This window comes from Ruegeria sp. BG5, from assembly GCF_056538425.1.
This window is the reverse complement of sequence record NZ_JBQFTC010000004.1, coordinates 157,295-170,055: the sequence shown is the minus strand read 5'-3', so window position 1 is coordinate 170,055 and position 12,761 is coordinate 157,295. Positions and strand designations below refer to the sequence as shown.

At 56.1% G+C, this 12,761-nt stretch carries 12 protein-coding genes; all 12 read left to right on the top strand.

What is annotated here, in order from left to right; genetic code table 11:
* Positions 1-202 precede the first annotated feature (202 nt).
* Complete coding sequence (locus tag ACR0KX_RS14295) at positions 203-433, top strand: hypothetical protein (protein WP_170454251.1); 231 nt, start codon at positions 203-205, stop codon at positions 431-433.
* Between the two features lie 886 nt (positions 434-1,319).
* Positions 1,320-2,198 (top strand): Flp pilus assembly protein CpaB, encoded by an 879-nt coding sequence (gene cpaB / locus ACR0KX_RS14290; RefSeq protein WP_170454253.1) that lies wholly within the window; start codon positions 1,320-1,322, stop codon positions 2,196-2,198.
* A gap of 193 nt (positions 2,199-2,391) precedes the next feature.
* Positions 2,392-3,765 carry a type II and III secretion system protein family protein gene (locus ACR0KX_RS14285; protein ID WP_170454255.1) on the top strand — a complete coding sequence of 458 codons (1,374 nt, stop codon included), beginning with the start codon at positions 2,392-2,394 and terminating at the stop codon, positions 3,763-3,765.
* Positions 3,766-3,781: 16 nt separating this feature from the next.
* Entirely contained in the window at positions 3,782-4,414 is a 633-nt protein-coding gene (locus tag ACR0KX_RS14280; protein WP_170520576.1) for an OmpA family protein, read from the top strand.
* A gap of 200 nt (positions 4,415-4,614) precedes the next feature.
* A complete protein-coding gene (locus ACR0KX_RS14275) occupies positions 4,615-5,850 on the top strand; it encodes an AAA family ATPase (protein ID WP_170623741.1) in 1,236 nt (411 codons plus the stop codon).
* 24 nt (positions 5,851-5,874) lie between these two features.
* Positions 5,875-7,311, top strand: coding sequence for a TadA family conjugal transfer-associated ATPase (locus ACR0KX_RS14270; RefSeq protein ID WP_170454261.1), 1,437 nt, complete (start codon positions 5,875-5,877; stop codon positions 7,309-7,311).
* 11 nt (positions 7,312-7,322) lie between these two features.
* The gene (locus ACR0KX_RS14265; RefSeq protein ID WP_170454263.1) at positions 7,323-8,291 is read left to right on the top strand and encodes a type II secretion system F family protein; all 969 of its coding nucleotides are present in this window, start codon (positions 7,323-7,325) and stop codon (positions 8,289-8,291) included.
* A 10-nt stretch (positions 8,292-8,301) separates the two neighbouring features.
* Complete coding sequence (locus tag ACR0KX_RS14260; RefSeq protein WP_170454265.1) at positions 8,302-9,276, top strand: type II secretion system F family protein; 975 nt, start codon at positions 8,302-8,304, stop codon at positions 9,274-9,276.
* Between the two features lie 10 nt (positions 9,277-9,286).
* Positions 9,287-9,868: a tetratricopeptide repeat protein gene (locus ACR0KX_RS14255; RefSeq protein WP_170454267.1), complete on the top strand. Its 582-nt coding sequence runs from the start codon at positions 9,287-9,289 to the stop codon at positions 9,866-9,868.
* 29 nt (positions 9,869-9,897) lie between these two features.
* Positions 9,898-10,752 (top strand): tetratricopeptide repeat protein, encoded by an 855-nt coding sequence (locus ACR0KX_RS14250; RefSeq protein ID WP_170454269.1) that lies wholly within the window; start codon positions 9,898-9,900, stop codon positions 10,750-10,752.
* Positions 10,753-11,298, top strand: coding sequence for a prepilin peptidase (locus ACR0KX_RS14245; protein ID WP_170454271.1), 546 nt, complete (start codon positions 10,753-10,755; stop codon positions 11,296-11,298).
* A 117-nt stretch (positions 11,299-11,415) separates the two neighbouring features.
* Positions 11,416-12,723 (top strand): ATPase, encoded by a 1,308-nt coding sequence (locus tag ACR0KX_RS14240; protein WP_170454273.1) that lies wholly within the window; start codon positions 11,416-11,418, stop codon positions 12,721-12,723.
* Positions 12,724-12,761 lie beyond the last annotated feature (38 nt).

Below are 12,761 nucleotides of genomic sequence, written 5' to 3'. Positions count from 1 at the left end.
TGTTGTATTTCAATGCTTTACGCAAATCGTATCTAAAAAGTTAAGGTTGACGAAAAAAAATATGCGTTTGGCCCAATTCCTGCCACGCGCAACGGGCAAACATAGATGCATACCGAGACGGACTGGAGCGGACTGAGAGAGAAAGCTCTGAAACACGCCAAGGTTTAACAGACTTATTTTGATCCTTTAGGAGGGACGTAACATGATCAAGTTCTTCAAGAACTTCCGCAAAGACGAAGACGGCGCAGTAACAGTTGACTGGGTTGTTCTGACCGCAGCAGTCATCGGCCTGGCAGCCGTTGCATACAACCAGATCGAAGGCGGCGCGACCGGCCTGGCGACTGACGTGAACACCGCTCTGAACGCAGCGACCATCTCGACCGGCGACAACACCGGCGCAGAAGGCGGTATCACCGTCGCCGGCGGAAACTAAGCCAGCGCTTCGCATAAAACACAAACCGCGCCAGTTTGGCGCGGTTTTTTCGTTTGGGACATAAACATCAAAAACTGCATGCCGGGCTTTACACACATGAGTCTCTTTCTCTGACCGCCCAGAGTGAAATATCCGGCAATCCTTGGACTAAGGCGTGAAATTCAATCTTTGGCCGCATTTCCGCCACTGACATCACGCTAAAATGAACCCAGAAAACTTGCACCCGGAAATAGGGCTATTGGGCTCTCGGGAACTGAGAGGGCGGAGAGGAAACATGCTTAGGTTCGTTAACCGATTTTCGAGAGAAGAAGAAGGTGCCATCACCGTTGATTGGGTTGTGTTGACCGCCATGATCATTGGGCTGGGCTCGGCATTGTTTTTCGCTATCTCCACTGCGACGGACGACTTCGGCGGAAATGTGAACACAGCCCTAACAAGCGCAACCATTAGCACTGGTGACAACGACAATGCCGGCGGTATCACCGTTGCTGGCACCGCTGGCGGAGGCTCAGGGTCCGGATCATCTGGTGGTAGCTCCAGCGGAGGGTCTTCTTCAGGCAGCAGTTCCAGCGGAGGATCGTCTTCAGGTGGCGGAACTGTAGGTGGCGACGGCTAAAGCCTGACACAAATTCCCAGAATATGAACGTGTTAATACGACCGTTGATAGCGTGGCTTTGACGGTCGTTTTTCGCGCACCCCGCCAACCGAAGTTGCGACTGCTCTTCCTCCTAGGTTCGGCTGCAATCCTGTAGACGAATAGTAAAAATCCGCTGTTGCTGGCAATTTTGTCCCACATTTCGACACAATTGCAGTTTAGGAATAATGCTGTTCAAAAGTCGCGATACTGTCGCTAACTTTTTGACCGACGAAATTATGAGGTGCATACATGCGAGCGGTATTCGGACTTGTTCTGATTGTCGGGGTGGCTTTGGCCGGGGGCGCGGTTTACATGGCGCGCAACTATATTGCCGAGTACCAGAATGAACTCGCCCGCCAGAAGCAGGCTGCGGCCGAAGCGCTGGCGAATGCTCAGGTCGAAGTTGTTCCAACGGTGACGGTATACGTTTCGAATCGACCTCTGAAATATGGTGAGCGCCTGACACAGGAAGATGTGCGTGCCGTCGACTGGCCCGAAAACGCGATCCCGGAAGGCACGTTCACTGAAATTGCGGCCCTGTTCCCAGAGACCGGCCCGCAAGAGCGCTTTATTCTGAGAACCATGGAAAAGGACGAGGCCATTCTGGCCGTTAAGGTCACCGAACCTGGTGAGAAGGCCGGGCTGACGTCTCGCCTGGAAAAAGGAATGCGCGCTTTTGCCATCAGCGTTGATGTGGCATCCGGCGTTTCGGGTTTTCTGCGCCCTGGCGACAACGTGGACATTTACTGGACCGGCTCCAGCGGTACGACCGAAGGGAACACCGGCGGGATCACGCGCTTGATTCAGACGAGCATTCAGCTTGTTGCCGTGGACCAAAGCACAGGTTCAGATGTGACAGGGACAACGATTGCACGAACTGTCACCGTCGCGGCCACACCGGAACAGGTCGCTGCGTTGGCTCAGGCACAAAACACGGGCCGGCTTTCTCTTGCCCTTGTAGGGGTTAGCGATGAATCGGTTGCAACAGCGATCGAAGTCGACCAGCGAAAGCTCTTGGGCATCGAAGAGACAGCGCCTGCGCCAGAAGTCGCCAAGGAACAGATTTGCACCACGCGCATCCGCCGTGGCGGCGATACGTTCGAAACCCAGATCCCCTGCACAAACTGACGTCAATTCAGAGCGTTACAGGCTACGAGCCGCGCCATTCGCGCGGCTCATTTTTTTGTTATTGTTGCCTATTGTCCACATAAACAAAATTCCAGAAACCATTGATTATTGCAATAAATTCGGAATTCGCGCAGTCTTTTGAACCATAGGGCATAAGACCCAAAAACGAGGCGTGATCGGAGAGGCAGGTCACATGACAATACGTTCCTGGATCAGCGCAACCCTGCTGGGGTTGACGCTTGTTGTGGGCCCGGTCGGCGATGCCGCCTGGGCTGAAACCCTTCGCGTGGTCAAAAAGGGCACAGTGGAAACACTGGAAGTTCCAATGAACCGCGCGATCGTTGTTGAAAGCGAGCAACCTTTTGCAGAACTCAGCATTGCCAACGCGGGCATTGCTGACATTTCGTCGCTTTCCGATCGTACCATCTATGTTTTGGGTAAAGCACCCGGTCTGACGACACTGACGCTGTTTGACGGCGCCGGTATGCTGTTGGCCAACGTTCGGGTCCGGGTTGCCCCGGATGTGACCGAGTTCAAAGAGCGTTTGCGTCAGATCCTGCCCGCCGAACCGATTGAGGTTCGCACAGCGAATGACGGCATCGTTCTGTCCGGTACGGTTTCAAGCGCAGCCAAACTGGCCCGCGCACTGGAACTGGCGGAACGTTATGCGCCTGAACGCGTTTCGAACCTGATGTCTGTTGGCGGCGTCCAGCAGGTCATGTTGAAAGTGCGGTTTGCGGAAATGAACCGCTCTGTCGCGAAAGAGCTTTCTTCAACGCTTTCTATCGCAACCGATGACTTTGTTGGCGGTTTCAACCCGCAAAACCTCGTGCCGCCTGTCACTGTTGAAAACGGTGTGCTGCTGTTTGGCTTCGGGGTCGGGTCGGCGCAGGTCAATCTGCTGTTGCAAGCCTTGGAAACAAAGGGCCTTGTCCGCAACCTTGCCGAACCGAATCTGTCAGCTCTGTCCGGTCAGGAAGCGTCCTTCCTTGCGGGCGGCGAAGTTCCAATCCCGGTTCCCCAGGACGATGGTGTCGTGGCCATCGAATTCAAACCCTTCGGTGTCGAAATGCTGTTCACGCCACGGGTTGTGGACGGCGATCTGATTAATCTTGAAATGGGCACGTCGGTATCTAGCATCGACACCAGCTCAAGCTTCACGATCAACGGGGACAACGTTCCCAGCTTTATCGTGCGTCAAGCAAAGACCACCGTGGAACTGCGCGACGGTGAGAGCTTTGCCATCGCCGGGCTTCTTCAGGACAACTTTGTCGATCAAGCCAGCCAAGTTCCCTGGCTGGGCGATGTTCCCGTCCTTGGCGCCCTGTTCCGCAGCGCCGATTTCCAGCGGGATCAGAGCGAACTCGTTATCATCGTCACCGCACATCTGGTGTCACCGATACGCGGCGAGGCGCTTGCTCTGCCAACCGACCGTGTCAAGCCACCCAGTGAGTTCGACCTGTTTATTAACGGTAAGACAGCACGCACGACCCGCGCAGGTGTAGGTGCCGCTTCTGAAGTCGCCAAACAGGATTTCGGCAGCTCATACGGCTACGTCCTGGATTGATGAGGAGGATAGACCAATGAACAAGTGGATCATCACACTGGGTCTTACGGTCGCCGTCTCGGCCTGTACACGTGAGGCCGGTTACGAAGCCGACCAAGGGGCCTTTGGCAACGCGACGCTTAACAACGTTCAGGTTATGAATGGTGAACTGTCTTATGCTGAGATCCTGAGCCGTCGCTTTGCGGCTGATGTGCCCAGCCAGATCAACTTTGCCTTCGACAGTTCGCAACTGGATGCATCCGCCCAAAGCATTTTGTTGCAGCAGGCAGACTGGATAAAACAATTCCCCGAGGCACGGTTCCGGGTCTATGGGCACACAGATGCCGTCGGTTCGAACAGCTACAACCAGAGCCTGGGTTTGCGCCGGGCGCAGGCAGCGGTGAATTTCCTGGTCCAACAGGGTATTTCCCGGTCCAGACTGGAAGCCGTCGTATCCTTCGGTAAAACCCAGCCCCTGGTTGCTACTTCGAATCGCGACCGCCGCAATCGTCGCACAGTGACCGAAGTGTCAGGCTTTGTGGACGGTGGCCCGCAGACGCTGGACGGAAAATACGCCCAGGTCATTTACCGCGAATACGTCGAAAGCGCGACGCGACCGAGTTACATTGAAGATTCTTCCAATGTAGCCGACTCGGGGAGCGGTGGATAATACGACAGAAATGGGCGACATCGTCGCCCATTTCCCTACAATTGGTTCTTTTGCGCCAAATTCTCGCCCAACTTCACAGCGACATTGTCAACAATTGGGTGACCTGCGGCCTGAATTGACCGCATAGGGGCGACAGCAAATCAACCGGCACGATATCCGTCCGCAAGAGAAGCTGGCCTCTCTCAACGAGGATATTGTTTATGACCAGCGCGACGCCGCAAGATGACAACACCGGTATCTTGGCTTGCACGATCAGCCGGGATGTCCAGAACTTCGACCTGCTCATCGAAGACATGGAAGCCGCGCTGGGCGAACGATGGGGTGATCTGGGCTTTGCCGAAGCGCTGGCCTTTTTCAGCCAGCCCGAAGCCGAATCACTGCAGTTTGTTGCGCTGGCCATAGATGGCGAGGATGAAGACAACCTGTCTTTGATGGGCGAGATCATCACCCAGGCAAAAGACAAAAAAATCAAAGTGGTCCTGATCGCCGAGGACGTCACACCTGCTGCTCTTCACCAATTGCTGCGCAAGGGCGCGGACGAGTTTGTCCCCTACCCTCTGCCCGAAGGCGAATTGCAGGAAGCCATCGAGCGGATGAACCAACCTGACCCGGTTGCCGTTGCGCAAGCGGCTGCGGTGCCGCTGGCGGGCGGAGATGCCAAGGAAGGTGCCCTATTCGTTGTGCATGGTCTGGCCGGTGGTGTCGGATCGACCACAATGGCGGTGAACCTTGCGTGGGAGCTTGCCTGTGTTTCCGACAAGGACACACCGACTGTTTGCCTGATCGATCTGGATCTTCAGTACGGCACCGTTTCCACATATCTGGATCTGCCGCGCCGCGAAACCGTGTTCGAAATGCTGTCGGATACGGCCAATATGGATGATGAGGTTTTCTCGCAAGCACTTCAAAGTTATGAAGAAAAGCTTCAGGTGCTGACAGCGCCCTCCGATATGGTACCGCTGGACCTGATCACGCCGGAAGACATTCAGCGCGTCATCGACATGGCGCGCAAGCATTTTGACTATGTGATCGTGGACATGCCCAAGACGCTGGTTCTTTGGTCTGAAACCGTTTTGCAGGCGGCGCATGTCTATTTTGCCATGATCGAGCTGGACATGCGGTCGGCCCAGAACGCGCTGCGCCTGAAACGCGCTTTGCAGGCCGAAGAGCTGCCCTTCAACAAGCTGCGCTTTGCCCTGAACCGTGCACCCAAATTCACCGACCTGAATGGAAAAGGCCGGGTCAAACGCATGGGCGAAAGCCTTGGGATTTCGATCGATCTGCAACTGCCGGATGGCGGTAAACCCGTGATGCAAAGCGGCGATCACGGTCTGCCCTTGGCAAGTTCTGCGGCAAAGAACCCATTGCGCCGCGAATTCGCAAAACTTGCGAAATCACTTCACAGCCTGGGCAGCAGCAGCGCCGAGGCCGCGTAAAACCATCCCAAGGGGGGATAAGCCGTGTTTTCAAGATACAAGAAACAGCCCGAAGCGCAGCCAGTACAAGCGCCGTCGAAAGCGCCTGAAGCGGCTGCACCGGCAGCGGCCCCTACCCCAAACGCCGTGGCCCGCAAGCCACTGCAAAAGAAATCGGCCGAGGCGATGGGTTCGGACCGCGACCGCAAACGCAAAGAGCGTCTGGGCGAGATTAAGATCGAACTGCATCGCGAGCTTCTGGAAAATCTGAACCTCGCAGCGTTGGAGAACGCGGGTGAAGCGGAACTGCGCGCGGAAATCAGCGCAATCGCCAGCGAAGTGCTGGAAGCCAAGAACATTGTTCTGAACCGCGACGACCGGACCCAGCTGAACAAAGAGCTCTACGACGAAGTCACCGGCCTCGGCCCGCTGGAAACGCTGCTGCAGGACGACACGGTCAACGATATTCTGGTCAATGGTCCGCAGCAGATCTTTGTGGAACGCGCCGGTAAGCTGGAACTCAGCGACATCACGTTCAAGGACGAAAAGCACCTGATGCGGATCATCGACAAGATCGTGTCCGCCGTGGGCCGTCGTGTTGATGAATCAAACCCTTATGTTGACGCCCGTCTGGCCGATGGCTCGCGTTTCAATGCGATGGTGCCGCCGATTGCCGTCGATGGCTCGCTGGTTTCCATTCGTAAGTTCAAGAAAGACAAGCTGGGCATTGACGATCTGGTCAATTTCGGCGCGTTTACGGAAGAAATGGCCGCCTATCTACAGGCTGCCGTATCGACCCGTCTGAACATCATCGTATCGGGCGGTACGGGTTCCGGTAAAACAACCACCCTGAACGCCCTGTCCAGTTTTATTGACGATGCCGAACGCATCCTGACCATCGAGGATACGGCGGAACTCCAACTACAACAGACCCATGTGGGCCGCATGGAAAGCCGCCCGCCCAACGTCGAAGGCAAGGGTGAGGTCAGCCCGCGCGACTGTCTGAAAAACGCCCTGCGTATGCGCCCCGACCGCATCATCGTGGGCGAGACGCGTGGCGCCGAGGTGATCGACATGCTGCAGGCCATGAACACCGGTCACGACGGATCAATGACCACGATCCACGCCAACTCGGCCCGCGATGGTATATCGCGTCTGGAAAACATGATCGCGATGGCCGGGATTGAAATGCCGATCAAGGCCGTACGCAGCCAGATCTCATCCGCTGTGAACCTGATCGTGCAAGCCAGCCGTCTTCAGGACGGCTCGCGCCGCATGACTTCGATCACCGAAATCACGGGGATGGAAGGCGACGTGATCTCGATGCAGGAAATCTTTAGGTTTCAACGTGTTGGTCTGACACCCGACAACAAAATCATCGGGCATTTCACCGCCACGGGTGTGCGCAGCCACTATTCCGAACGCTTCCGTCTTTGGGGCTTTGATCTACCGGCGTCGATCTACGACCCAACCACAATGTAGGAGAAACTTACATGCAAGTGCCTATGGAGGCGATCATCTATGTCGCCATCTTTGTGGGGGTTCTCGCCTTGGTCGAAGGCATCTATCTTGTCGCCTTCGGCAAGTCGATCAGCCTGAACAGCCGCGTCAACCGTCGCCTCGACATGCTGGAAAAAGGCGCCGGGCGCGAGCAGGTGCTGGAACAGCTGCGCAAGGAAATGCAACAGCATATGAAATCGCAGAGCATCCCTCTGTATTCATTGCTGGCAGACAAGGCGCAGAAGGCGGCCATCGCGTTCTCGCCCCGCCAACTGATCATGATCATGTGCCTTGTGTCAGTTGTGGCATTCATGGGGCTGAGCATCGGAACCGCCACTGAGATGGTTCTGCGCGTCGCCATCTCGATCGCGATTGGCGTTGGTGGCGTCTACGCCTGGGTCAACCACAAGGCCAAAAAGCGCATGGGAATGATCGAAGAGCAATTGCCTGACGCTGTTGAACTGATGGTACGCTCGCTGCGGGTTGGTAACCCGTTTGTGTCGACTATTCAGGTGGTTGCGAACGAAGTGCAGGACCCGCTGGGCACCGAATTTGGTGTCATCGCGGATGAATGCGCCTATGGTCGCGACGTGGGCGAAGCGCTGAAGGATATGGCCGAACGTCTGGATATGCAGGACTTGCGGTTCCTGGCGGTTGCCGTGGGTATCCAACAGCAATCCGGTGGCAACCTTGCTGAGATTTTGGCAGGCCTGGCCCAAGTCATTCGCGCCCGGTTCCGCCTATTCCGCCGCGTCAAGGCGATCACGGCCGAAGCACAATGGTCCGGTAAATTCCTGTCCGGCTTCCCAATCTTCTGTCTGGTTTTCGTTTTGGTAAAAGATCCCGGATACTACGACGAGGTTCTGGACCACCAGTGGTTCATCCCGGCCTGTTTCATCGTTGGTATCATGTTGACGCTGAACCTGATCGTCATGAAGATCATCACAAACATCAAGGTCTGAGGGCGATCCCATGGAGTTTCTGACAAAAATCAATGATTTGCTTACGGAGAACTTGGGAGAGTTTGGCCCTCTGATCGTGGTTGGAATTCTTGGCCTTGTCCTGATCGGTGTTGCTGTCTCGCTGATGATGAGCCAGCCCGAGGATCCGCTCAAAAAGCTTCAGCGCGCCAATGCGGCACCAAAGGCAACCAAGAAGGACAAGAAAGACAAGCTGCGGCACGGCAGCCAGAATGAGCAGCTTGAGAAATTCGCAACTTTCCTTGAGCCGAAGGACCAGGAAGAATACTCGGCCGTCCAGCTGAAACTGAGACAAGCAGGTTATCAGTCCAAGGACGCGGTTCGGTTTTTCCACTTTGCGCAGTTCGCCCTAGGGATCATTGGTATTGTTCTGGGCGTTCTGTTGATAACCGTGTTTTCCGGTGACCAGGAATTCACCACTCAGCAAATGGTCATCCGGGTGCTGTTGCCGGGCGGCGTGGGATACATGATCCCGAAATACTGGATCACGCGCCGGGTCGCCGAACGGCAAGAGGCAATCACGTCCGGGTTTCCTGATACACTCGACCTTATGCTGGTCTGTGTCGAAGCAGGGCAGTCCCTTGATCAGGCCATCGTGCGCGTCGCAAGTGAAATGAAATCCTCCTACCCCGACATCGCTCAGGAATTTGAGGTCGTCGCCTATGAGATGAAGGCCGGTAAGGACAAGGACACCGTTCTGCGGGACTTTGGAACCCGTTGCGGTGTGCAGGATGTCAGTTCATTTGTGACCGTGATGATCCAATCGGCAACATTTGGTACATCGATTGCCGAAGCTCTGCGGGTTTATGCCGGTGAAATGCGTGACAAACGGGTCATGCGGGCAGAAGAAGCCGCAAACAAGTTGCCTACGAAAATGACTCTGGTCACAATGATGCTGACGGTGCCGCCGCTGTTGATCATTCTGGTCGGCCCCTCGGCAAACGTGATTTCGAGCTTCGGTCGCTGATGGATCGCTTATGAAAACAAAACTCAGGTGTGTCCTGTCCCGGCTACGCCGATTGCTTCAAGCCACTGTGGTTATCGCCACGGTGGCTTCTTGCACTGAAGGCGGTCTGTCCAATGGGCTGGATGCGCCGGGCGTCGATCCCAAAGGCAAGTCGGTCGACCACATCACCGTTGGCAACCGGTTGATGGCAGCGGGTGAATACGAACTTGCGTTGGAGAGCTTTACCCGCGCCGCATTGGATCAGGGGATGACCCCGGAGGTCCTGACCTCGATGGGAACCGCCAATGTTGGGCTGCGTCGATTGGGTCAGGCGGAGCCCTTACTGCGGCAGGCGGTCGAGGATGATACGGACTGGCCCATCGCCTGGAACAATCTGGGTGTTCTGCTGATGGAATTGCAGGAATACCCCGAGGCCGCTCAGGTCTTTCAACGGGCCTTTGCGCTGGACAATGGCGAAAGTGACGCAATTCGCGACAATCTGCGCTTAGCACTCGCAAAAATGGAAAATCCTGTTAATAATACCCCCCAAGAACAAGAATATACGCTGGAGCAGCTTGGCGACGGGCAATTTACGCTACGCAAGATCCAGTAATCGAGGCAAGAGCAGTAAAGGACGCAAAAATGCGCCACCAATTCTTGATTCCATCCCTCATTCTCAGTGGGCTCATTCTAGCCGCTTGCGAAAAGGAAACTGCCGAAGAAAAGGTTGAACGCACGTTTCAGGAAGTGAACGTCATCGACGAAACCAACCTGAACGATGTTCTACTGAACGCGGCCGACCCGAATGAGGCGGTGACCTATTTCCACAACGCAGCCAGCAAAAGCCCCAACCGGATCGACCTTCAACGCGGTCTGGCCATTTCACTTGGGCGCGCCAAACGCACGACCGAAGCGGTATCGGCGTGGAAACGCGTGACGACCATGAAAGGGGCCAACAGCTCGGACAAGGTCGAGTACGCGGATGCGCTGGTCAGAAATGGTGATTGGGCGCAGGCGAAATCGGTTCTGGACACGGTTCCGCCAACCTATGAGACGTTCAAACGTTACCGGCTTGAGGCGGTCGTGGCCGATTCCAGAAAAGAATGGAAACGCGCAGACCATTTCTATGAAACTGCGGTTGGCCTGACCACGCGCCCGGGCAGCGTGATGAACAACTGGGGGTTCTCAAAACTCTCACGCGGGCAATACGCCGAGGCAGAGCGTTTGTTCACCGATGCGATCCGGCAAGACAGTTCGCTGTTTACCGCAAAGAACAATCTGGTTCTGGCCCGCTCTGCACAGGGAAATTACAGCCTGCCGGTTGTTCCCATGTCACAGATCGAACGGGCGCGCCTGTTGAACACTATGGGGATCTCGGCTGTGAAGCAGGGCGACGTGACCACAGCCAAGAACCTGTTCCGCGAGGCGATCTCGACCCATCCGCAGCATTTCGACGAAGCCGTCCGTTCGCTGCGCGCGCTTGAGGAATCCACCTAAATGGACATCCCTGTTCGGGCGGCGGTGTGGTTCCTGCCGTTCATTCTGCCGATCTGTTTCTATGTCGCCTTCACCGATATGCGTGAGATGCGGATCAAGAACCACGCCGTTGTGGCTTTGGCGCTGGTCTATGTGGTTGTCGGGCTGATCGCCCTGCCCCCGTGGGCGACCGGCACACTCAGCGGAAAGCTGGGGCCATTCCCCGTCGCTTTTCCGCCTTATGTCTGGCAATTGCTGCATCTTCCCGTGATCCTGATCGCCGGAATGGTCCTGAATGCCATCGGCGCTGTTGGCGCGGGTGATGCCAAGTTTCTGGCGGCGGCTGCACCGTTTGTCTGGGTTCAGGACTTGGGTGTCGTGCTTGCGATTTTGATGGCAACCGTGTTGGGTGCCGTAGTCACGCATCGGCTGGCCCGCCACACCCGCTTGCGCGCAATCGCGCCGCATTGGGAAAGCTGGGACCGGGGCAAAAAGTTCCCGATGGGCCTTGCCCTTGCCGGGGCTTTGGCGATGTATTTGATTTTGGGCACTGTTTACGGTTCGTAAACTATCATCACCGCGCCATGCCGCTGCCTTGGTCCCGCCATAAAGCTGGGCCAGATTTCCCACAAGTCGCCCGTTTGCGGGCATTTGTGTGATTTTTTGGATGGACGAGCGTCGCTCATGAATATGCAAGCTTCCTCTGTTATGGCCCCTCCTGCCCCCAAAGGTTTGGGGGAGATGCAGCTCCCGCTGGTGATGATGCGGGACATTCTGCTGAAAACGATCTTCCGTAAGAACGCCAGCACTGTGTCCGAAGTTGCCGAGGCGGTCTGCCTGCCCGGTTCGGTCACGCAGGAACTGATCGACATCGCGCGCGAACAGAAACTGATCGAAGCCACAGGCACCCTGAACGCCAATAGCGGCAATGAGATGGGCTATCAGCTGACCGATGCAGGCAAGGCCCGCGCATTGGACGCGCTTAGCCAGTCTGAATATTTCGGCGCGATGCCGGTGCCGCTGGACGTTTATCGCGAGCAAGTCAAACGCCAGTCGATCCGAAACATTCAGGTCACGCGTGAGCAATTGGTCGGTGCCATGGGCCATCTGGTCCTGCCCGACAGCCTGCTGGACCATCTTGGTCCGGCGGTCAGTGCGGGCCGCTCGATCCTGATGTATGGCCCTCCGGGCAATGGTAAATCCTCGATCTCGAACGGTATCCGCGATGCTTTGGGCGACAATGTCTATGTGCCCTATGCTATCGAATATGCCGGGCAGGTGATCACCGTCTATGACCCGATCGTGCACACCGCGATCGAGCAGGAAGCCGACGACCCCAACAGCCTGCGCCGCCGCAAGCGGTTCGACTCGCGCTATGTGCAGTGCGAACGCCCGACAGTGGTGACGGGTGGTGAACTGTCGCTGTCCATGTTGGATCTAGTTTACAATCCCACTGCTCGGACCTATCAGGCCCCACTGCAGCTGAAATCAACCGGCGGCATCTTCATCGTGGATGACCTTGGGCGACAGGCCGAACCGCCTCAGGCGCTGGTCAACCGCTGGATTGTTCCGCTGGAAGAGAACAAGGATATCCTCGGCCTGCAATCGGGTGAAAAGTTCGAGGTGCCGTTTGACACGCTGGTCATCTTCTCGACTAACTTCCACCCGAACGAGATTTTCGACCAAGCCGCCCTGCGCCGGATCTTTTTCAAGATCAAAATCGACGGCCCCAATCAGGAGAACTTCCTGAAAATCTTCGCCATGGTGGCCCGCAAACGCGGCATGCCATTGGATGAGGCCGCTCTGGTCCACCTGCTGAAGGTCAAATACCCGACCATCGACAATATCTATGCGAACTATCAGCCCATCTTCCTGATCGATCAGATGATCTCGATCTGCGAATTCGAGGGCATCCCCTATCAGATGAGCCCCGACCTGATTGACCGCGCCTGGGCCAACATGTTCGTCAAAGACGAGAAAATCGTCAAATAACGCCGTGCCAAATTGGTACTGAGACGGGTAATCTGTGT

Bases quoted from the DNA above. Each gene is read 5' to 3' on its own strand.
- ACR0KX_RS14295 (WP_170454251.1), top strand. From the start codon at position 203: ATGATCAAGTTCTTCAAGAACTTCCGCAAAGACGAAGACGGCGCAGTA.
- ACR0KX_RS14260 (WP_170454265.1), top strand. From the start codon at position 8,302: ATGGAGTTTCTGACAAAAATCAATGATTTGCTTACGGAGAACTTGGGA.
- ACR0KX_RS14275 (WP_170623741.1), top strand. From the start codon at position 4,615: ATGACCAGCGCGACGCCGCAAGATGACAACACCGGTATCTTGGCTTGC.
- ACR0KX_RS14285 (WP_170454255.1), top strand. From the start codon at position 2,392: ATGACAATACGTTCCTGGATCAGCGCAACCCTGCTGGGGTTGACGCTT.
- ACR0KX_RS14280 (WP_170520576.1), top strand. From the start codon at position 3,782: ATGAACAAGTGGATCATCACACTGGGTCTTACGGTCGCCGTCTCGGCC.
- ACR0KX_RS14245 (WP_170454271.1), top strand. From the start codon at position 10,753: ATGGACATCCCTGTTCGGGCGGCGGTGTGGTTCCTGCCGTTCATTCTG.
- ACR0KX_RS14265 (WP_170454263.1), top strand. From the start codon at position 7,323: ATGCAAGTGCCTATGGAGGCGATCATCTATGTCGCCATCTTTGTGGGG.
- ACR0KX_RS14250 (WP_170454269.1), top strand. From the start codon at position 9,898: ATGCGCCACCAATTCTTGATTCCATCCCTCATTCTCAGTGGGCTCATT.
- ACR0KX_RS14240 (WP_170454273.1), top strand. From the start codon at position 11,416: ATGAATATGCAAGCTTCCTCTGTTATGGCCCCTCCTGCCCCCAAAGGT.
- cpaB (WP_170454253.1), top strand. From the start codon at position 1,320: ATGCGAGCGGTATTCGGACTTGTTCTGATTGTCGGGGTGGCTTTGGCC.
- ACR0KX_RS14255 (WP_170454267.1), top strand. From the start codon at position 9,287: ATGAAAACAAAACTCAGGTGTGTCCTGTCCCGGCTACGCCGATTGCTT.